We start from the raw sequence: 19,550 nt of genomic DNA, 5'->3' as shown, positions 1-19,550 counted from the left end.
GCGGTTAGTTGATGGTGGTGTGGTCGGACTGTTCGTTGAGCGCGAGGTTCGCGGCGATTTCGGCGTTCCGCATCGCGTACTGCGCGGTCTGCTGGAGGCTGACGAGGACTTCGCGGACGCGGAGGAGTTTCTCGTTCTCCATCTCGGGGAGGTCGGCGAGGATTTCGCCCTCGCGGTCCTCGATGTCCTTGAAGAGTTTGCGGACCTCGACGGTGGCGTCGTAGTCGCGGTTCACGACGGCGTCGACGGAGAGTTTCGTGATTTCGTCGACTTGGTCGGTGAACTCGCGGATGCGGCGGAGTATCTTCGAGTCGATGTCGAGCGTGTGTCCCTCGGTTTCGAGGACGATTTCGGCGATGTCCTCGGCGTTGTCCGCGGTGAGCTCGAGGTTCTTCGCGACGCTCCGGTAGCCGATGAGGGGGAAGCCGTCGTCCAATCCGACGGCGCGCGCGAGGTTCGGGTTCTGGTAGGCGGTGAAGATGAGGCGGAGACAGAGGACGAAGATCTTGTTCGCCTGGCGTTCGCGGTTGAGCGCGCGCTGGGCGATGTCGGGGTTGCCGTGCGCGAGCGCTTTGATGGCCTCGCCGCGCATCGTGCTGCCGGTGTTCTCGAGGCGCTGGAGGAGGTTGTCGAGGTCGAAGTCCTCGGGGTCGACCGAGCACCGGATGGTGATGCGTTCGGGCGTCTCCTCGATGACGCCGAGCCCCATGAGTTGGGTTTCGGCCTTGTAGACGGCGTTGATGTGCGCGGAGTCGAGCGCGCCGTCGCTCTCGACGTGAATGATGCGGCGGCCGAGCACGTACTGGCCGACGATGGCGCGTTCGACGGCGTCGACGCTATCGGGGGCGTCGGCGGCGAAGGACTCGACGTGAATCGTCGCTTCGGTGTCCTCCTCGCGGGATGACTCGGGCGTGATGGTGAGCGTTCCCTTCCCACTCTCGCGAACCGTTATCTCCTCGCCCTTCTCGACGTTCTGCGCGCGCGCCCACTCCGCGGGCAGCGTCATCGCGAGCGTCGAGGGGCCGAGGCGTTGAACCTTTCGCGTATCCATACCCGAACAGAGTGACCAATCGGACTTAATCTTGTCTCTCGAACCTTATATTGGCCTTAGGATGTTGCGTGTTCACTCACATCTCGCCACTGCGCCCTAGACGACCTTGACGAGGCGTCGCTCGAAGCGGCCCGTCCGCACGCGCATCCAGCCGCGGAGCGACTCGTCCACGTCCTCGTCACCGGTGTCCACGCGGAGCGCGCCGATATCGTCGAGCTTTCGACGGGACGCAACGACCTCGACCTCACTCCGCCGGATGACCTCGGGGCTTATCTGGTGGTTGCCGCGGCCGAACACGAACCCCTGACCGCCGATGGGCGACACGACGATGACGTTGCGCTCGCCGAGGTGTGCGAGGATGTCGTCCTCGGTCGCGTCCCGGACGAGCACCTCGCCGTCCCGCCACAGATCCACGCCGAGCGGCGACCCCGGAAAGCCGAGCGCCTCCTTCACCGCGCCGACGGTGCTTCCGGGGCCGAGCACGTACGTCACGCCGTCCTCGACGTCGTCCGCAACTCCCTCGGCGAGTGCCTCGACGGTCCCACCCGAGAGCTGCTTGCTCGACTGGAGCTGTTCCGCGACCGGAACCTCGACGACGGCTTTCAGTTCGGCCCGCACCTCGCCCTCGCGGTACGCGTCCTCGTCGATGTCGTTCACTTCCCGGCCCTCGGTTCGCTCGAAGGACGCGGCGATACGGCCCGCGGCCTCCGGCCGCACCGCGAACACCGAAGAATAGACTTTCACGCCCGCGGGAACGCCGAGAATCGGCGTGTCCGAATCGAGGTCGTCGAGCGCTTCCGCGATGTCCACGGCGGTGCCGTCCCCGCCGACGAACAACACGAGGTCGACGCCAACGTCCACGAACGCCTCGACGGCGGCCCGAGTGTCGGAAGCGGTCGTCTCGTCGCCCGCGGGATCGCCGACGACTTCGGGGTCGAACCCGGCGTCGCGGGCCTCGTCCGCGCCCATGCGGCCGCCGTACGCGAGCACGCGAACGTCAGGGTCGGCGTCGCGGAGCGCGCGCAGTGCCTTCGTCGCGCGCTCCGGCGCTCGCGGCTCCGCGCCCCGCCGCCGCGCTTCCTCCAGAACGCCGTCGGTTCCCTTCAGGCCGACGCGTCCCCCCATGCCCGCGATGGGGTTCACGACGACTCCGATAGTGCGCATACCCGGCGTACGGGCGGGCGCGTAAAGTGCGACGGGGTCGCGGCGACTCGAAAAACACTAAGCCCGCGGGGCGAGAGACGCAGGTATGAACGCACTCGTCGCGGAAACCGCGGGCAGCCTGCCAATCGACCTCGTGAGTTACGCCGTACTCGCCGTCGGCGTCCTGTTCGTCGTCGCGTGGGCCGCGTCTATCCTCCGGTAGAGCGCTATACTCGTTCGCGCAACCACGCTGCCGCCGCCTCCGCCGTCTCCGGGTCGGGGCTTCCGACGCGGATGCGAACGCCGTCGCCGGGATAGCTCCCGACTGTCACGTCGAACTGTTCCTGCACTTCGGTGAGCGTGTCGACGAGCGCCGACTCCGGCTTCTCCGAGTGCACGACCTCGACGTGCGTGCGTTCGCCCTCGAACTCGGATTCGACCGCGTCGAACATCGCCTTCATCTCCGACGGCACGCCCGGGAGAACGTAGACGTTCTCTACGACCGCGCCCGGCGCGACGCCCTCCTCGTTCGGTAGAAGGCGGGCGTCCTCGGGGAGGAACGTCGTTCCCTCGGCGAGGTCGCTGTTGTGGTAGCCGCCATGCGCCTCGAACCACGCGACCGCGTCCGGGTGCTCGGTCACGTCGCGGTCGAACGCCGCGGCGACGCCGTCCATCGTCACGTCGTCGTGCGTCGGCCCCAGTCCACCGGTGACGATGACGGCGTCGTACCGGTCCGCGAGCCGTCGCGTCTCCGCCGCTATCTCCTCGATATCGTCCGGCACGACGACCGTCCGGCGGACGGTGACGCCGCGCTCCGCGAGCCTGCGGCCAAGCCAGGACGCGTTCGTGTTCTCCGTCTCCCCGGACAGTAGCTCGTCGCCGACAGTGAGAACGCCGACCTTCATACCGACCGAAGGGACGCCGACGATAAAAGCGCTATTCGACGTCGAGACCCGCGTCCTCCCGGTACTGCTGGAGCCGCCGGATCTGGTTACGGAGGTAGAACGCGCCCGTCACGCCCAGCAGGACGGCGAGCACGATGACGCCCCCGAAGAGGTAGACGTCCTGTTCGTAGTAGTACGTCACCTCGATGTGGCCGCTGTCGAGCGACTCCCACGCGAGGTGGACGCGACCGTCCTCGACGGAGCGATCGTAACCGCCGGGGTCGACGTGGCCGAGCACGGGAATCGCCACGTCCATGTCACCGGGGAGTACGACCTCGTAGGACCCCTCGACAGGCGTGGAGACGGTGACGCCTCGCTGGTCGGCGGGCGCGGTGAACGCCACCTGCCCCGTATCGGTCGGGAGCGACACCGTCGTCGACGAACGCGACTGGGAAACGTCGACCACGGACTCGTTCACGACTGTGCCGTTCGAGTACTGGAACTTCACGGCCGAGAGCGTGACCGGCTGGTCGCCCGTGAGGTCAGTCGGCGTCGAAAAGGAGAGCTCTGTGGTGTTGTTCACGCGGTAGACTGCCTGATAGGACCCCGTCGATACGTCGACTGAAGCGTCCGCGGACGCGTTCCAGTCGTAGGACACGTTCTCACCGTCTGCGCCGGAGAACCCCATTCCCATACAGCCGGCGGTAGCGGCGAGCGCGCAAACCGCGAGCACCGCGACCAGCCGACGCCTCATGGAACGACGGCGAGGAGTTCGGCGGGCAGGTACTCGCCGATGCTGGAGAGCAGGCCGGGCGCGTCCGTGTCCTCGCGACAGATGATGCTCTGTTCGAGGAGGCCGAGGCGTTCGACCGTGACGATGTCGTGCGCGTGGCCCGCGCGGTTCACCGTCGCCCGCGTCTCCCCGCGGGTGGCGCTGTTCACGTTCACGCGACCGGTGCCGCGCGTCCACTCGAACAGTCGGTCGCGCTCTTCCTCGGCGAGCGAACACGGCTCGTCGTACACGAACCGGAGCGGCATGTGCTGGACGAGGCCGAACCGCTGTCGGACCTGCTCGGGCGTTCCGGGCCCGAGACCGAGTTCGTCCGTGGGAATCCGAATCTCCTCGCCCGCGTCGAGAACGAACCCGTCCTCGTCCCAGGATTCGAGCGTGCCCGTGTAGGTGTCGCCCTCGCGGAACTGGGGCGTGATGACGCCCCACTCCTCGCGCAGGGCGTTCCGCGCGACCTCCTCGTCCGGCCCGGAGAGCGTCACGGACGGGAAGCCGTCGTGACGCACGCCGATGTCGAACTCCACGTCGAGGTCGCCGACCGTGTTCTGGATGAGCGACCGCAGGCCGTCGAGTGCGCGTTCGCGGGCGTCGCCGCCGACGTACACTTTGGTTGCAAGGACGACCATTATGCCGCGTTCAACTCCGATTCGAGCGCGTTGATTCGGTCGTCGATGGACGACAGCATGTCCGTGTTCTCCATCGACTCCAGGGGCGACCCACACTCCGGACACTCGAATCCGAAGTCCATCGCTTCACCGAACTCGAACCGGATGGAGTCCACCTCACAGAGGTAGAACTCGTTCTCCAGTTCGTACTCGCGGCGCTCCCGCAGCGCCTCCAGGAGGCGGTCCATCTCCTCCGCGAGGTTCTCCGGGATGTTGTCGTACTCGAACGTCCAGAGGTAGGTCAGCCAGCCCGAATCCTCGTCCCGGACCCGTCGGTAGGTCGCGAGGTCGTTCTCGTAGAGAATGAAGAGCGCGCGGCGCACGTCGTTCAGTTCGAGGCCAAGTCGCTCCGCGAGCTCCTCGTCCGTCACCTCGCCGTCCGGCGGCGCGGCCGCCACCGGCATCCCCGTCGGCCCGACGAGTTCGTGGAGGTACTTCTGCACCACCGGATCGTCGAGTAAGTCCTCAAAAGCCATTTGCGTGTAACTCCGGGCCGAACGACCCTTAATACCATCGGGATACGCGGCGCTTCGCGCCGCGGAACACACGAACGCTGAACGACGTGAAGCGTGAGCACGCGGTACGCGGGGCCGAACCGCAGGTGAGGCTCCGCGGAATAAGCGAGCGGCGACAACGGAGCCACGAGCCGCGAAACCTGCGAACGCGGAGACGTTAGTCGTCGAGTTGTTCGACGTTCTTCCCGGTTTCTTCGGGGATGACGCGACGTTGTGCGCCCTCCCAGTCGCGGTCGAGTTCGCGGCCGTCGAAGAGGCGGTCGAGGAAGACGGCGAGTCCGGCGACTTCGGAGTGGGGTTGGTTAGTGACGCCGACGTTCCAGTCGGCGTGCTCGTAGACGGAGAACGGGACTTTCTCGCCGCCGACGACGACCAAGAAGTCGTTCTCCGCGTGCGCGTCCCGTATTTCGTCCTGGGCGTCCTGCACGCGTTCGCCGTACATCGTGAGATGGGCGATTTTTCCCTCCCAGTTCCGGATGAGGGCGTCCTGTTCGTCGGTGAGTTCGACGGCGAACGGGCCGCCGAACCGGCCCGTGATGTCGCGGACGGTTTCCGCCGACTGACCGGCGTTCGCGGGGAACACGACGCGGTCCGCGCCGAGCGCGCGCGCCGTCAGCCCCACGTGCGTCGTCATGCGGTCGTCGCGGCCGGGACGGTGGCCGTACCGGCACACGACGACTTCGCTGTCTCCCTGCATACCGTGGTGGAGCGGCCGCGGCGGGTAACGCGTTTCGGAACCGACCGTTCAAATACGAGGGCGGGGCCAGGGGGTGGCGTGACGTAACCGTCGCCGCGCGAGACTCGGAACACGGAGTGCGCGACACACGCCCGCGCGGCCCCGGTCGTGTCGCCGAACGCCCCTTTTTGCCGTTGGGAGTCGTAGCGCTCGCATGAGCGACTATCGTCCCGAAGTCGATGCAGGTGTCGAGAGCACGTCTCTCGACGGGAAGACCGTGCTCGTCACCGGCGCGACCGACGGTGTCGGCCGTGAGACCGCGCTCGCGCTCGCCCGCCTCGGCGCGCACGTCCTTCTCCACGGCCGCGACCGCACGAAAGGCGAGCGCGTGCTCGACGCCGTCCGCGAGCACTCGAACGGGGAACTCTACCTCGCGGACTACACTAGCCAGCGCGCCGTGCGCGAGTTCGCGCGCGCCGTGCGGGAGCGCCACGACACGCTCGACGTGTTGCTGCACAACGCCGGCGCGCACTTCGACGACGGCTGGCTCACGGAGAACGGCGTCGAGGCGACGTTCGCCGTGAACCACCTCGCGCCGTTCCTCCTGACGTACGAGCTCCGCGACCGCCTGTCCGAGGACGGCAGGGTTGTCACCGTCGCGAGCGACGCGCACCGCGGCGCGACCCTCGACTTCGAGCGGTTCCGTTCCGTGGAAAACTACGACGGGCTGGCGGCCTATCGGAGGTCGAAGCTCGCGAACGTGCTGTTCACGCGCGAACTCGCGGCCCGCCTGAACGGCCCGACCGCGAACGCGCTCCATCCGGGGTTCGTGCCCGGCAGCGGGCTGTGGCGGCACGCGAGCATTCCCGTCCGGCTCGGCGTCGGTCTGGCGACGCGACTGCCGACGGCCCTGACTGGCGGCGTGGTATCGACGCCGGCGGAGGCGGCGACCACGTCGGTCTACCTCGCGGCGTCCCCCGCGGTCGCGGACACGGCTGGCGAGTACTTCGCCGACTGCGAACCGGCGACGCCGGACGACGCCGCGCTCGACGCGGACGCGCAGCGTCGGCTCTGGACGGCGAGCGCCGCACTCACTGGCACCGACCCGACGGTCCCGTAGACCGGAAGGCACTTTTCCCGGCCGCCGACAGGTCGCGTATGGACCTCATCGGACAGCGGGTCGTCGTTACGGGTGCCGCGGGACTGGTCGGCTCCCATCTCGCCGGCCACCTCGCGGACGAGAACGACGTACTCGCGGTGGACAACCTCTCGAAGGGCACGCGCGACCGCGTGCCCGACGGTGTCGCGTTCGAGAAAGCGGACCTGCGGGACGAGGACGACGTTTCCGAGGTCATCACCGAGGATGTCGATATCGTGTTCCACTTCGCGGCGTACACGGACACGAACTACTCGAACCCCCGGAAGCTGTTCGAGGAGAACGGCGAAATGACGTACAACGTCCTCGAACGCATGAACGAGGTCGGCGTGGACAAACTCGCGTTCACGTCCTCCTCGACGGTGTACGGGGAGGCGCCGATGCCGACGCCGGAGGATTACGCGCCGCTCGAACCCATCAGTATCTACGGCGCGTCGAAGCTCGCGGACGAGGGACTGGTGTCGACGTACGCGCACAGCCACGGCATCCAGTCGTGGATGTATCGGTTCGCGAACATCGTCGGGCCGCGCCAGCGCGGGAACGTCATTCCGGACTTCATCGAGAAGCTCCTCGACGATCCGGAGACGCTTACAATCCTCGGGAACGGCCGCCAGGAGAAGTCCTACCTGCACGTCGAGGAGTGCGTGGACGCGATGTGTCACGTCGTGGAGCACGCGGACGACGACCTGAACACGTACAATTTGGGGACGCGGACGACGACGAGCGTGAACAGCATCGCGGACATCGTCGCGGACGTGCTCGACATCGACCCCGAGTACGAGTATACGGGCGGTGACCGCGGATGGACGGGTGACGTGCCGAAGATGCGGCTCTCCATCGAGAAGCTGTCCGCGCTCGGCTGGGAACCCCCTGAGTCGAGCGACGACGCGGTTCGCCGGGCGGCCCGACAGCTCGCGGACGAACTTCGCGAGTAGACGGGTATTCTTTTGTCCGTCAGGCTCGAAACGTCGGGTAGTTCGATGTTCGATGTCGGCTCGGTGCTTCCGGTTGAGGAGGTCCCCGAGGGGACGAACCTCCTCGTTGGAGGCCCGGCGATGAGTCGGAAGCGAGAACTCGCCCGTTCGCTCGTGGAGCGCGGGCTCTCGGCGGGCGAGGGTGCAGTCGTCGTGACGACGCGGGACAGCGCCGACCGCCTGCTCGACGTGTCGCAGCCGATTCGCACGGCGACGGCGGAAGGCCGCGCGGGCGTTATCGACTGCGTGACGCGGGAGCGCGGCGGCGACTACCGGGAGCGCGAGAACGTCCGGTACGTCTCTTCGCCCGGCGACCTCACCGATATCGGGATTCGTGCGGCCGGGTTCTTCAAGCGGTTCAGCGAGGAGGACCGGCCGGTCCGGTTCGGGATGGCGTCGCTGTCGACGATGTTGATGTACGCGGACACCCGTCGCGTGTTCCGGTTCATGAACGTATTGACGGGGCGCATCCAGCAGCACGGCTGGTTCGGTGCGACCGTGTTGGAGACCGACGACCGCACGGCGTTCGACACGTTCGCGCCGCTGTTCGATGGAATGGTGCAGACGCGCCACAACGAGGACGCGGGGCGCGTCGAGGTCCGCGTGCTCGGCCTCGCAGGAGCGCCGACGGACTGGCAGCCGCTCTAGGAGAAGTGTTCTTCGGCGGCGACCTCCGAGGACTCTTCGTCTCTGAGTTCCGCGTCTACGTACGCGAGGAGTTCGTTCACGAGGTCGCCATAGTCGGAGAGCTCTCCGCGGTCGAAGCTCACGATGAGGCCCTCCCATTCGCCTATCGGAACATGGATGAGGAGGATTTCGTTGAACCATCGTGCGGTCATGTCGAGTGTTCCCCAGCGCGTGAACTCTCCCTGTTCAGGTGTTTCGTCGAGGCCTTTGAGAATGGCGTTCTTCACGATCTCGTCGAACTCCTCGTCGGTGAACACGTTCGCGATGTCGTCGCGGCGGTAGAGAACTGTGTAATCGTCGCCATCGTAATGAACGGCGACACGCAGGGGGCGCTGCTCCCGTGCGGCGGCGAGAAAGTCGTCAAGCACGTCTGAATTCATGGCGTTTTCTTCGCGGTCGCCGACTGTTAACCTTCCCCCTCAAGTGTCGGATTTCGCGACAAACCCGTAGCCGGTCGCGGCCATGACGAACAGGAGGAGCGGGCTGAAGAACGCGAACGCGTAGTAGGGCGCGTATCCGCCGATGGAGACGCTGAGGTTCGCGAGGTCGATGCTTCCGGTGAGGGTCGGGACGCCGAAGACGCCGGACATGTAGACTGCGCCGGCGTGCCAGGGGATGAGCGCGCCGCTCGGGGTTCCGACGGCTTCGACGGCGCGGGAGAGGTTGCGGGAGTCAAGGTCGTACTCGTCGTAGGCGTTCCGGAGGCTGACTCCGGGAAGGACGATGCTCATGTACTGCTGGGCGCTGAAGACGTTCGTGACGAACGCGGCGACGCCGGTGCCGGCGACGAGGCTGTTCTCGCTCCAGACGAGGTCGAGGAGTTCGTTCGCGAGCACGGCGAGCACGCCCATGCCTTCGAGGAGGCCGCCGAGGGAGAGCGCGAGGACGACGACGGTGATGGTCCACGCGGATCCGGAGAGGCCGCCGGTGGCGAGCAGGTCGTTCACGAGTTTGACGCCGGTCTCGGGCGCGGTGCCGTTGAGGAAGACGTTCCAGGCGGTGGTGAACTGCGCGCCCTGAAGGAGGACGGTGGTGAGCGCGCCGGCGAAGACGCCGGTGACGAGCGTGGGGAGGGCGGGGATGCCGTAGAGCGCGAGTCCGAACGTGACGACGAGCGGGAGGAAGACGATGGGGTTCGTCGTGTAGGTGCCAGCGAGCGCGCCGCGGATGCTCTCGACTTGGCCGGCAGGAATCGCGCCGCCGGCGCGGAGGCCGAGGACGGCGTAGACGACGATGGAGAGGCCGAGTGCGATGGCGGTCCCGACTTTCATCGCGTCGATGTGGTCGTAGAGGTCGGTGTTGGTGACGGCGGCGGCGAGGTTGGTGGTGTCGCTGAGCGGGCTCTGTTTGTCGCCGGCGTACGCGCCGGAGAGAATCGCGCCGGCGGTCATCGGTGCGGGGATGCCGAGGCCGGAGCCGATGCCGATGAAGGCGACGCCGAGCGTGCCGGCGGTCGTCCACGAGCTCCCGATGGAGAACGCGACGATGGCGGCGAGCAGCGCGGTGACGGGCAGGAATATCTTGGGGGTGAGGACGCCGAGGCCGTAGTACATCAGGCCGGGGATTGTGCCGGCGCTGACCCAGGTGGCGATGAGGGCGTAGATGGTGAAGAGGATGAGGAGCGCCTGGAGGCCCATGATGAGGCCGTTCGAGACGGCGTCGTAGAGGTCGGAGTACGTGAGGTCGAGGCGGACGAGGCCGACGAGGCCGCCGAAGACGATGCTCCAGAGGAGGGGTGCGTGCGGTGCGAGCCCGAGGTAGCCGGAGCCGACGCCGAGGAAGACGACGACGCCGAGAATCGGCAGGAGCGCTTCCCCGAGCGAGGGCCGGCGTTCCGGTGGGATGTCACTGAGTGTTTTGGGCTGGAAGTCCGAACTCATCGTCCGACTATATCACCGTGAAGCATTAAACAGTTCTGTTGTATGCACTACGTGTATGGGTTAGTGTCCCATACCGGCCGCGGTCACTCGTCACGTCCCACCCCGCAGCCGGCCGCGACATCCCGACAGCCCGGCGGATGTTTAGGCCTCGGGTGGCAACGTCGGGTATGGACGACCTGTCGGAGGTGTCGGAGGCGGACCTCCGGTCGGTGTTCGAGCGAGAGCAGTACGTCGCCGGCGACGACGTGGTGACGACGACGTTGCTCGCGCTCCGACTGGGGAAGCCGCTGCTCGTCGAGGGCGAACCGGGCGCCGGGAAGACCGAGCTCGCGAAGGTACTCGCCAGCGGGTTCGACACCGAGCTCGTGCGCCTCCAGTGCTACGAGGGGCTCGCGGCAGAAGAAGCGCTCTACGAGTGGAACTACACGAAGCAACTGCTGGACGCGCAGACCGGCGCGGACTCCGTGTTCGAGGAGGAGTACCTGCTCGAACGCCCGCTTCTCCGAGCGCTGCGCCACGACGGCGACCGACCGGCCGTCCTGCTCGTGGACGAGGTGGACCGCGCGGACGAGGCGTTCGAAGCACTCCTGCTCGAAGTGCTGAGCGACTTTCAGGTGTCGATTCCCGAGCTCGGCACGGTCCGCGCGGAGACGCCGCCCGTGGTCGTGCTCACGTCGAACCGGACGCGGGAGTTGAGCGACGCGCTGAAGCGGCGGTGTCTCTACCTGAATCTCGAACCGCCGTCGATGGAGCGTGAGCGTGAAATCCTGGAGCGGAAGGTCCCGGAACTCGACCCGGCGGTCGCGGCGGACCTCTGCGGCGTCGTGGCGGAACTCCGGGACCGCCCGCTCCGCAAGCCGCCGGGAGTGGCGGAGACGCTCGAGTGGGCGGAGGCGTTCTCCGTGCTCGGCCGCGACACCGTCACCGTCGCGTCGGTCCGGGAGACGCTGTCGTGCGTGCTCAAGGACGCGGACGACGTGGAGCGCTTCGACGGCGACGCGCTCCGGGACGTGCTCGCGGCCGCCGGCGTTGACACGGGGGCGTGAGGCGTGGCGCTCGACGACCACGTCCGCCGCGAACTCGTGGCGTTCGCCGCACGCCTCCGGGACGCTGGCGTCGCGGTGCCGGGCGACGGCGCGCAGTCGGCGGCGCGCGCGGTGGCAGCGCTCGACACCCGCGACCGTGAGCGGGTTCGGGCGGCGCTCCGGGCCGCGCTCTGCACGCGACCCAGCGACGGCGACGCGTTCGACCGTCTGTTCGACACGTTCTGGGCGCGCGTCCGCGGCGAGAACGCCGACTACCCGACCCCGGACGCGGACGACGACGGGCCAATGGTCGGACGGCGTGGGGACGACGCGGCCGCGACGCCGGACGAGGACGGCGGCGGAGGCGGGTTCGGCGACGGCTCCGGGGGCGAGGACGCGGGCCGGGGCGGCCGCGGGGACGCGTACACCGCTGAAGCGGGGGGTCGACTGGTGTCGCTCGACGCGACGCCGCCGGACGCGACCGAGGCGGTGGCGGCGTTCACGGACGCGGTGGCAGCGCTTCCGGGCCGGCGGTGGACGACGGGCGACGAGACGCCGGACCCGCGGCGGGCGCTCCGGAAGAGCGTGCGGTACGGCGGCGTCCCGATGGAACGCCCCACTCGTTCGCGAGCGGAGAGCCGGGTGAAGGGCGTCGCGCTCGTGGACGTGAGCGAGTCCGTGCTGGACGCGCTCGACCGGGACGCCCTGCTCGCGGTCCTGCACGCGCTCCATCGGGCGTGGAGTCGCTTCTCCGTGTTCTTCTTCGACACCTCGCTGCGCGACGTGACGGACGCGTTCGCCGCGCCCACGACCGAGGACGCGGTCGCGGCGCTCGCCGAGGGCGACGCGGAGTGGAGCGGCGGCACGAGACTCACGAACGCGCTCCGGTCGCTCCGCACGGAACACGCGAACGTCGTCGCGCGGGACCGCGTCGTCGTCGTGGTGAGCGACGGCATCGAACGCGGCGGCGTTTCGGGTCTGGAGCGCGAACTCGCGTGGCTGTCGCGGCGCGCCGGTCTGCTGCTCTGGCTGAATCCGCTGGCCGCCGACCCGAACTGGTCGCCGAACGCGCCCGGGATGCGCGCCGCACTCCCGTACGCCGACGGCGTCTACCCGTTCGTGGACGCCAGCGACCTCGAACGAGCGGCGGAGTCACTCACCAGGGTCGGACCGACACGACGCGTCGAATAAAGAACGAACTGCGGGGGATTTTACGCTGACGTGGTGGACGACGTACTCGCCTTCTCGGCGCTGTCGAGGCGGCGCCAGAGGACGATAACGAGGATGAGGCCGACGACGAGCAGGCCGTTGACCACGTAGAGAGCGTTCGTGTAGTTACCCGTGGTTTCGACGACGTAGGACGCGATCTGCGGACCGACGACGCCCGCGATGGCCCACGCGGTCAGCGCGTAGCCGTGAATCGCGGACACGTCCTTCGTGCCGAACAGGTCGCTGAGGTACGCTGGCAGGCACGCGAACCCGCCGCCGTAGCACGTGATGATGAGGAACAGCAGCGCGGCGAGCGCCCAGACGCCCGCGATCTGCGCCATCACGAAGAACGCGACGATCTGGATGACCATGAAGGCCGCGTAGGTCGTCGTCCGACCGACGTAGTCGGAGAGCGTGGACCAGAAGATGCGGCCGCCGCCGTTGAAGATGCCGATGTAGCCGGTGATGAACGCGGCGGTCGTCGCGGTCGCGCCGCCGATCTCCTGCAGCATCGGGGACGCGAACGCGAGCAGCATGATACCGGCGGTGATGTTGATGAAGACGATACCCCAGATGAGGGCGAACCGCGGCGTCGTCCGCGCTTCAGCGGCGCTGAGAATGTTGAGGCCGGGGAGCGAACCGGTCGCCTGCTCTTGGGCGTCCTCGATGTCGTGCATCGTTTCGGGGAGCCAGTCCTCCGGGGGCTTCTTGAGGTAGCTCGCGCCGGCCGCCATCAGGACGAAGTAGAGCGCGCCGAGGACGTAGAACGTCGTCGCGATGCCGCCGGTCGTGTAATCGGCTGCGCCACTGCTGAAGCGCAGCATGAGTTCGTTACCGACGGGACTGGTGAGGAGCGCACCCGCACCGAAGCCCATGACGGCGAGGCCGGTCGCCATGCCGCGGCGGTCCGGGAACCATTCGACGAGCGTGCCGATCGGAGTAATGTAACCGAGACCGATACCCATTCCGCCCACGACGCCGAACGTCGCGAGGAAGAGGGGGAGGCTCCCGAGTTGGACACTCAGTCCGGCGCCGACCATGCCGAGTCCGTAGAGGACTGCGGCGGCGAGTCCGGATTTCCGCGGGCCGTATTTCTCGACGTACTTCCCGAGGAACGCGGCCGTGAATCCGAGTACGAAGACTGCAATGGAGAACGCGAGCGTGACGCTCGACGTGCTCCAGTCGAGGCTCTCGTTGAGCGGTATCTGGTAGATGCTGTACGCGTAAATGCTACCAATGGAAAGGTGGATTGCGACCGCCGAAATCGCGATGAGCCACCGGTTCTTGTCTGCACTGACTGTAGACATCACCTATCCACGGGGGTTACAGAAGTATAAAAATTCGGCATACAACGTTAAATACCTATTTTTCTTGGTAGGCTCTCCCTACTATCCAATTGCGGGTTTTTCCAAGCCCGACCTGGAGTTAAGGTGACGTTTTAGCGGTCGAGCGCGCCGAACTCGTCACGGGTGTTGACGTTGGTAAGCGCGGCGTCGAGCGAGATAGTCGCCGGGGTGTCCGCCGAGGTGACGCGGCGAACGTCGAGTCGGTCGAGGAGCGCTCGCGGCCCGGCCGCCCCAGCCACCTCGGCGAGCGCGTCCGCGACGGTCGTTCGGCGATACCACGCGCACAGCGGTTGCGGGACGCCGTCGGCGGCGACCGGAACGACTGCGTCGCAGTCGGCGGTGCGTTCGTCCGCGAGCCACGTGACGGTGGCGGCGTCGAGGCGCGGGAGGTCGGTCGCGGCGGCGAACAGCCAGTCAGCGTCGAGCGAGCGCACGGCACCGGCGAGTCCGGCGAGCGGGCCGGCGTACCCGTCCGCGTCCGGGACGAACTGCGCGTCCGCCGGGAGTACGCGTCGATACGCAGCGGGCGGCGTAGGGCCGGCGGCGACTGCGGGCGGCGTCCCGATGGCGTCGGTGAGCGCGTCGTACACGCGGCGCACCATCGGCGTGCCGTCGACGCGGGCGAGCGCCTTGTCCCGCTCCCCGAACCGAGTGCTGTCGCCGCCAGCGAGAACGACACTACGGTCACGCCACTCGGTCATCGGCGGGGATAGTCTCGCCGGCGAGAAAAGGACGTTGCTCGCCCCCCTCGTGAAGCAGCGTATGTCGCCGCTTTCTGGGGGATAGCACCCGTGAGCAAACTTATTTCAGGATGGCTTGAGTAGATGTGTGCGAGACGATGCACGATGTCTGAAACTGTAGGAAGCCAACGACTCGCGGTGCGCGTCGCCGGTCGCGGTTCGGGGGAGGTCGCGGTGGCCGCCCGCGAGCGAGCGAACGTGCCCGTGGCCGAGGTCGGTTCCACCGGCGTGCCGGGCGTCGAACCGCTCCTCGCCGCGAGCGACGGCGACGAGACGACGTTCTACGCGAACGCAACGGCGGAGACGGCGGAGTCCGTCGCGGACGCGCTCGCCGGTGACGGCGCGCTGCCCGACGGAGACGCGACGGTCGCCGTGTCGGACGCATCGGCGCTCCCGCTTCCGGACCTCGACGGATTCGGCGACGAGCGGTCGGTGCTCGCGCGCTGCGGCTGGATCGAACCGACGAACCCCGACGCGTACGCCGACGCGGTCGGATTCACGGACGCCGACCCGGACGCGGTGCTCGCGGACGCGGGCGGCGTGCTCGGCCGCGGCTGGGGCGACTGGAGCGCGGACGAGCCCGTCGGCCCGCTCTGGGAGGGCGTCCGCGACCGCGACGGCAGTCCCGCCGTCGTCGTGAACGCCCACGGCAACCCCGGCGACGCGCTGCTCGGTGAGAGCGACCCGTTCTCCGTGTTGGAGGGCGCGGCGCACGCCGCAGCGGTCGTGGACGCCGTGCAGGTGTTCGTGTACGTGAGCGAGGACGACGAGGCCGCGCGGGACGCGTTCACCGCCGCGGCGGACGCCTACCCCGACTTCCCCGTCGATGTTTCGATAGTGGAGGGGCCGGCGGCGTACCGCGCGGCGGAACCGACGATGGCCATCGAAGCGGTGGAGGGCAACCACCGGCTCGAAGCCCGTCTCCGGCCGCCGGGGCCCGAGGTCGAGGGCGTGTTCGGCGAGCCGACCGTGGTACACACGGCGCGGACGTTCGCGCACGTCGCCGCCGCGGTCCGCGGCGAGGAAACCGACTCGCGCGTGCTCTCCGTGACGGGCGACGCCGACGAGGCGACGCTCGAAGTCGGAGAGAGCGAGACGCTCGACAGCGCGCTCGACGACGCCGGTGTCGCGGACTACACGGGCGTGCTCGTCGGCGGTCGGTTCGGCGGGCTGACGACCGACCTCGACGTGTCGCCGACGCCGGACGCGCTCTCCGCGGCCGACCTTGGCACGGACGGCGTGCTCGAAGTCGTCGGCGCGGACGCGTGTCCGGTCGCGTTCGTCGGGAAGCGAGCGCAGTTCGCGGAGGACGCGAACTGCGGGCGCTGCGTGCCCTGCCGGGAGGGGTCGAAGCAGTTGACCGAACTCCTCCGCGAGGTGTACGACGGGTCGCTGAACCGTCCGAAGATAGACGAACTGATGCGCGTGATGGAGTCGTCGAGCGTCTGCGCGTTCGGCCAGCACGCGCCGCGGCCCGTGCGCACCGGCCTGCAGGAGTTCGCGGACGAGTTCGAAGCACACGCGGAGGGAACGTGTCCGTCCGGACAGTGCAACCCTGACGCGGCGAGCGAGGAGACAGCGAGGGCGAAACCATGAGTTCACACGAACCAGAACCACACTCGGAGTTCGACGTACCGCCACTGACGGAGACGATAGCCCCCGGAACCGCGAGCGACCCCGACATGGAGAGCGCGGAGACGGCGACGGTCACGGTCGACGGCCAGGACGTCGAAGTCGAAGCGGGGTCGACCCTGCTCGACGCCGTCGAGGAAGTGGAAACCGACGAGTACGTGCCCGCACTCTGTCACTACGACCGCCAGGACATCGGCCCGCGAAGCGAGTGCCGCACCTGCATGGTCGAGACCGAGGACGGCGTGGTGGCGGCGTGCAGCACGCCCGCCGAGGACGGCCTCGAGGTGTCGACGGACGCCGCCCCCGCTTCCGAAGCGCGGGACGTGAACCTCGACCTCGTGCTCTCCGACCACAACCTCCGCTGCACCACGTGCGGGAAGAACGGCCGCTGCGACCTCCAGGACGTCTCCATCGAGAACGACGTGGAGGAGCCGCGGTACGGCGTGCTCGACGACCGCGACGAGTACGAACCCATCGACGACACGAGCGACTTCATCCAGATCGACCGCAATAAGTGCATCCTCTGCAACCGCTGCGTGGAGGCGTGTAACGACGTGCAGGTCGAGGGCGTCCTCCGCATGGAGGGCCACGGTCAGGACACCCGTATCGGGTTCCAGAACGGCGCTGACACGATGGAGGGCTCGACCTGCGTCTCCTGCGGGCACTGCGTCACCGTCTGCCCGACCGGGAGCCTCGTCGAGAAGGGAATCGAGGACGCGACGACCATCCCGCTACCCGGGTTCAATCAGAAGAACAGCGTCGGGAAGGTCGTGGAGTCCGCGGACGTGGAGAAGGGGCCGATGACCCCGATGAAGCGCGACCAGGTAACCGAGACCACCCGGGAGACGGGTGGCGACGAGGAGCGTGACTGGCCATGACAAGTCTTGACGACCGCACCACGGATGACGAGGACGAACAGAAGGAGGGCGTCGCCGGCTTCATGCAGGGCGCCCGGAAGAAAGCGCTCGAGAACGTCGAGCACGTCGCCGAGGGCGCGGCCGCTGGGACGCTCCCGGAAGGGAAGCTGTTCGACATCGCGACCACCATCGGCGACAAGCGCCTCGACGACCTCACGGTCGAGGACACCACCTGCGGGTACTGCGCCGTTGGCTGTCGGTTCGACGTGTACACGGACGGCGACGAAGTGCTCGCCACCCGTCCAACTGAGCCCGAGAAGTCGCCCGTGAACGGCATCTCGACGTGCGTGAAGGGCAAGTTCTCGTACGACTTCGTCGACTCGGAGGGGCGACTGACGACGCCGCTCGTCCGCGACGAGAACGGGGACTTCCGGGAGGCGTCCTGGGACGAAGCCTACGAGCGCGTGGTCGAGGGCTTCCAGGACATCAAGGAGGAGTACGGTGGCTCCGCGATGAGCATGATCGCGTCCTCGAAGGCGACGAACGAGGAGAACTACCTGATGGGGAAGTTCGCCCGTCAGGTCTTGGGGACGAACACGGTCGACAACTGCAACCGGCTCTGTCACTCCTCGACGGTCGCCGGCCTCGCTCGCACGTACGGCTACGGCGCCGCGTCGATATCGAACGAGGACTTCGAGAAGGCGGACGCCATCTTCCTCACCGGTTCGAACACGACCGAAGCCCACCCCGTGCTCGCGACCCGCATCAAGCAGCAGGTCAAGGACGGGAAGGAGCTCGTCGTGTTCGACCCGCGCGAGGTCCAAATCGCCGAGTACGCCACCCAGTACACGGAGGTCCGGCCCGGGTTCGACCAGGTCTGGATCAACGGGATGGTTCGGTACATCATCGAGAACGACCTCTACGACGAGGAGTTCGTCGAGGAGCGCACCCGTGGCATCGACCAGGTGCGTGAGGCCGTTCAGGAGTTCACGCCCGACTACGTCGAGGAAGTCACGGGCGTCTCGCCCGAGGAACTGAAGTCGGCCGCGGAGACCATCGCGAGCAACGACCGCGTCGTGTTCGGGTGGACGCTCGGGCTGACCGAGCACTCGCACGGCACGGAGAACATCATGGCGATGGCGAACCTCGCGGCCATCACCGGTAACCTCGGGAAGCCCGGTACGGGCGTCTCTCCCTTCCGCGGGCAGAACAACGTCCAGGGCGGCGGCGGCGACATGGGGCCGCTCCCGGACAACTTCCCCGGCTACCAGTCCATCACGGACGAGGAGAACCGGAAGAAGTTCGAGGAAGCCTGGGACTGCGAAATCGACCCCGAGCCCGGGTTCTACACGACGGAGATGTTCCTCGCGGCGAACGAGGACGACCTTCAGGGGATGTACTGCATCGGCGAGAACCCGTCGCTCTCCGAGCCCGGGTCGAACCACGCCTCGGAGGTTCTGGAGGAGATGGAGTTCCTCGTCGTGCAGGACTTGTTCCTGAACGACACCGCGAAGTACGCGGACGTGGTGCTGCCCGCGTGTTCGTTCCTGGAGAAGACGGGGACGTTCACAAACACGGACCGCCGCGTCCAGATGGTGAAGCAGGTCATCGACCCGAAGGGCGACTCGAAGACCGACTGGGAGATCCTGCAGGACCTCGCGAACCGCATGGGTCGCGAGTGGGACTACGACAACACCGCCGAAATCATGGAGGAGATGCGCCAGCTCACCCCCATCTACGGCGGTATCACGCAGGAGCGCGTCGAGGAGGAGGGCGGCCTCCAGTGGCCGTGCTACGACCTCGACCATCCCGGGACGGAACGCCTCTACACCGAGGAGTTCAACACCGAGGACGGTCTCGCGCACCTGCAGGCCGTCGGGTACAACGAGCCGGGCGAACTCCCGGACGAGGACTACCCGCTCTCGCTCACGACGGGGCGCGTGCTCTACCAGTACCACACGGGGACGATGACGCACCCCGAGGAGGGAATTCAGGACTACAACGACCGCGACTTCGTGGAGATTAATCCCGAGGACGCGGCCGACTACGGTATCGAGGACGGCGACCTCGTCACGCTCGAATCCCGCCGCGGCGAGATTACGGTGCCGGCGCAGGTCACCGCCCGCATCGGGTCGGGAACCGTGTTCGCGCCGATTCACTTCGCGGAGACGTGCGTGAACAAGCTCACGGACTCGGAGCGCCTCGACCCGCACGCGAAGACGCCCGAGTTCAAGGTGTCCGCGGTGCGCGTGACGCCCGTGGAGGGCGAACCGGACGTTGACTTCGAGACGCGAGAACCGGTCTCGGGGGACGACTGACG

19 protein-coding genes are annotated in these 19,550 nt (G+C 67.7%); 8 read left to right on the top strand and 11 right to left on the bottom strand.

Features of this window, described 5'->3' with window-relative positions; all coding sequences use genetic code 11:
* Positions 1 to 4: 4 nt before the first annotated feature.
* From ACOZ4O_RS13270 to ACOZ4O_RS13240, 7 genes are all read right to left on the bottom strand, one after another.
* A complete protein-coding gene (locus tag ACOZ4O_RS13270) occupies positions 5 to 1,051 on the bottom strand; it encodes a PhoU domain-containing protein (RefSeq protein WP_424526012.1) in 1,047 nt (348 codons plus the stop codon).
* A gap of 96 nt (positions 1,052 to 1,147) precedes the next feature.
* Positions 1,148 to 2,215, bottom strand: coding sequence for an ATP-NAD kinase family protein (locus ACOZ4O_RS13265; protein WP_424526010.1), 1,068 nt, complete (start codon positions 2,213 to 2,215; stop codon positions 1,148 to 1,150).
* 206 nt (positions 2,216 to 2,421) lie between these two features.
* Complete coding sequence (locus ACOZ4O_RS13260; RefSeq protein WP_424526008.1) at positions 2,422 to 3,099, bottom strand: competence/damage-inducible protein A; 678 nt, start codon at positions 3,097 to 3,099, stop codon at positions 2,422 to 2,424.
* Positions 3,100 to 3,130: 31 nt separating this feature from the next.
* Positions 3,131 to 3,832, bottom strand: a complete 702-nt coding sequence (locus ACOZ4O_RS13255) for a DUF5803 family protein (protein ID WP_424526006.1) — start codon at positions 3,830 to 3,832, stop codon at positions 3,131 to 3,133.
* Positions 3,829 to 4,494 carry a DUF2110 family protein gene (locus ACOZ4O_RS13250; protein ID WP_424526004.1) on the bottom strand — a complete coding sequence of 222 codons (666 nt, stop codon included), beginning with the start codon at positions 4,492 to 4,494 and terminating at the stop codon, positions 3,829 to 3,831. The genes ACOZ4O_RS13255 and ACOZ4O_RS13250 overlap by 4 nt, the downstream gene beginning before the upstream one ends.
* Complete coding sequence (locus ACOZ4O_RS13245; RefSeq protein ID WP_424526002.1) at positions 4,494 to 5,009, bottom strand: transcription factor; 516 nt, start codon at positions 5,007 to 5,009, stop codon at positions 4,494 to 4,496. The genes ACOZ4O_RS13250 and ACOZ4O_RS13245 overlap by 1 nt, the downstream gene beginning before the upstream one ends.
* 196 nt (positions 5,010 to 5,205) lie before the next feature.
* Positions 5,206 to 5,745 carry a tRNA (cytidine(56)-2'-O)-methyltransferase gene (locus ACOZ4O_RS13240; RefSeq protein WP_424526000.1) on the bottom strand — a complete coding sequence of 180 codons (540 nt, stop codon included), beginning with the start codon at positions 5,743 to 5,745 and terminating at the stop codon, positions 5,206 to 5,208.
* A gap of 193 nt (positions 5,746 to 5,938) precedes the next feature.
* Between ACOZ4O_RS13240 and ACOZ4O_RS13235 the strand changes: the two genes are divergently transcribed.
* Genes ACOZ4O_RS13235 through ACOZ4O_RS13225 form a run of 3 tightly spaced genes read left to right on the top strand, consistent with a single transcriptional unit; the run spans position 5,939 to position 8,502 of the window.
* Entirely contained in the window at positions 5,939 to 6,844 is a 906-nt protein-coding gene (locus tag ACOZ4O_RS13235) for an SDR family NAD(P)-dependent oxidoreductase (RefSeq protein WP_424525998.1), read from the top strand.
* Positions 6,845 to 6,882: 38 nt separating this feature from the next.
* Positions 6,883 to 7,815: an NAD-dependent epimerase/dehydratase family protein gene (locus ACOZ4O_RS13230; RefSeq protein ID WP_424525996.1), complete on the top strand. Its 933-nt coding sequence runs from the start codon at positions 6,883 to 6,885 to the stop codon at positions 7,813 to 7,815.
* Positions 7,816 to 7,860: 45 nt separating this feature from the next.
* Positions 7,861 to 8,502, top strand: a complete 642-nt coding sequence (locus ACOZ4O_RS13225; protein WP_424525994.1) for an RAD55 family ATPase — start codon at positions 7,861 to 7,863, stop codon at positions 8,500 to 8,502.
* On the opposite strand, the gene ACOZ4O_RS13220 is transcribed toward ACOZ4O_RS13225, so the two are convergent.
* The gene (locus ACOZ4O_RS13220) at positions 8,499 to 8,921 is read right to left on the bottom strand and encodes a hypothetical protein (RefSeq protein WP_424525992.1); all 423 of its coding nucleotides are present in this window, start codon (positions 8,919 to 8,921) and stop codon (positions 8,499 to 8,501) included. The two genes, ACOZ4O_RS13225 and ACOZ4O_RS13220, sit on opposite strands and share 4 nt — an antisense overlap.
* 39 nt (positions 8,922 to 8,960) lie before the next feature.
* A complete protein-coding gene (locus tag ACOZ4O_RS13215; RefSeq protein ID WP_424525990.1) occupies positions 8,961 to 10,421 on the bottom strand; it encodes a Na+/H+ antiporter NhaC family protein in 1,461 nt (486 codons plus the stop codon).
* Between the two features lie 167 nt (positions 10,422 to 10,588).
* On the opposite strand from ACOZ4O_RS13215, the gene ACOZ4O_RS13210 reads away from it, so the two are divergent.
* Positions 10,589 to 11,467, top strand: a complete 879-nt coding sequence (locus ACOZ4O_RS13210) for an AAA family ATPase (protein ID WP_424525988.1) — start codon at positions 10,589 to 10,591, stop codon at positions 11,465 to 11,467.
* Positions 11,468 to 11,470: 3 nt separating this feature from the next.
* Positions 11,471 to 12,637: a VWA domain-containing protein gene (locus tag ACOZ4O_RS13205; RefSeq protein ID WP_424525986.1), complete on the top strand. Its 1,167-nt coding sequence runs from the start codon at positions 11,471 to 11,473 to the stop codon at positions 12,635 to 12,637.
* Positions 12,638 to 12,657: 20 nt separating this feature from the next.
* On the opposite strand, the gene ACOZ4O_RS13200 is transcribed toward ACOZ4O_RS13205, so the two are convergent.
* Entirely contained in the window at positions 12,658 to 13,962 is a 1,305-nt protein-coding gene (locus ACOZ4O_RS13200; protein ID WP_424525984.1) for an L-lactate MFS transporter, read from the bottom strand.
* Positions 13,963 to 14,093: 131 nt separating this feature from the next.
* Entirely contained in the window at positions 14,094 to 14,702 is a 609-nt protein-coding gene (gene mobA, locus ACOZ4O_RS13195) for a molybdenum cofactor guanylyltransferase (protein WP_424525982.1), read from the bottom strand.
* A gap of 144 nt (positions 14,703 to 14,846) precedes the next feature.
* Between mobA and ACOZ4O_RS13190 the strand changes: the two genes are divergently transcribed.
* From ACOZ4O_RS13190 to fdhF, 3 genes are read left to right on the top strand one after another with little or no spacing between them, the layout of a single operon-like run.
* A complete protein-coding gene (locus ACOZ4O_RS13190) occupies positions 14,847 to 16,337 on the top strand; it encodes an NADH-ubiquinone oxidoreductase-F iron-sulfur binding region domain-containing protein (protein WP_424525980.1) in 1,491 nt (496 codons plus the stop codon).
* Positions 16,334 to 17,251: a 2Fe-2S iron-sulfur cluster-binding protein gene (locus ACOZ4O_RS13185; RefSeq protein ID WP_424525978.1), complete on the top strand. Its 918-nt coding sequence runs from the start codon at positions 16,334 to 16,336 to the stop codon at positions 17,249 to 17,251. Before ACOZ4O_RS13190 ends, ACOZ4O_RS13185 begins: the two co-directional genes overlap by 4 nt.
* Positions 17,248 to 19,548: a formate dehydrogenase subunit alpha gene (fdhF, locus tag ACOZ4O_RS13180; RefSeq protein ID WP_424525976.1), complete on the top strand. Its 2,301-nt coding sequence runs from the start codon at positions 17,248 to 17,250 to the stop codon at positions 19,546 to 19,548. Before ACOZ4O_RS13185 ends, fdhF begins: the two co-directional genes overlap by 4 nt.
* The last annotated feature ends 2 nt before the right edge of the window (positions 19,549 to 19,550 follow it).

The sequence above is a fragment of the Salarchaeum japonicum genome (genome assembly GCF_049705945.1).
In the GTDB taxonomy this organism is placed as follows: Archaea; Halobacteriota; Halobacteria; order Halobacteriales; family Halobacteriaceae; genus Salarchaeum; species Salarchaeum japonicum_A.
The sequence above is the reverse complement of the archived record's forward strand: the minus strand, read 5'-3'. Positions and strand labels throughout refer to the sequence as shown.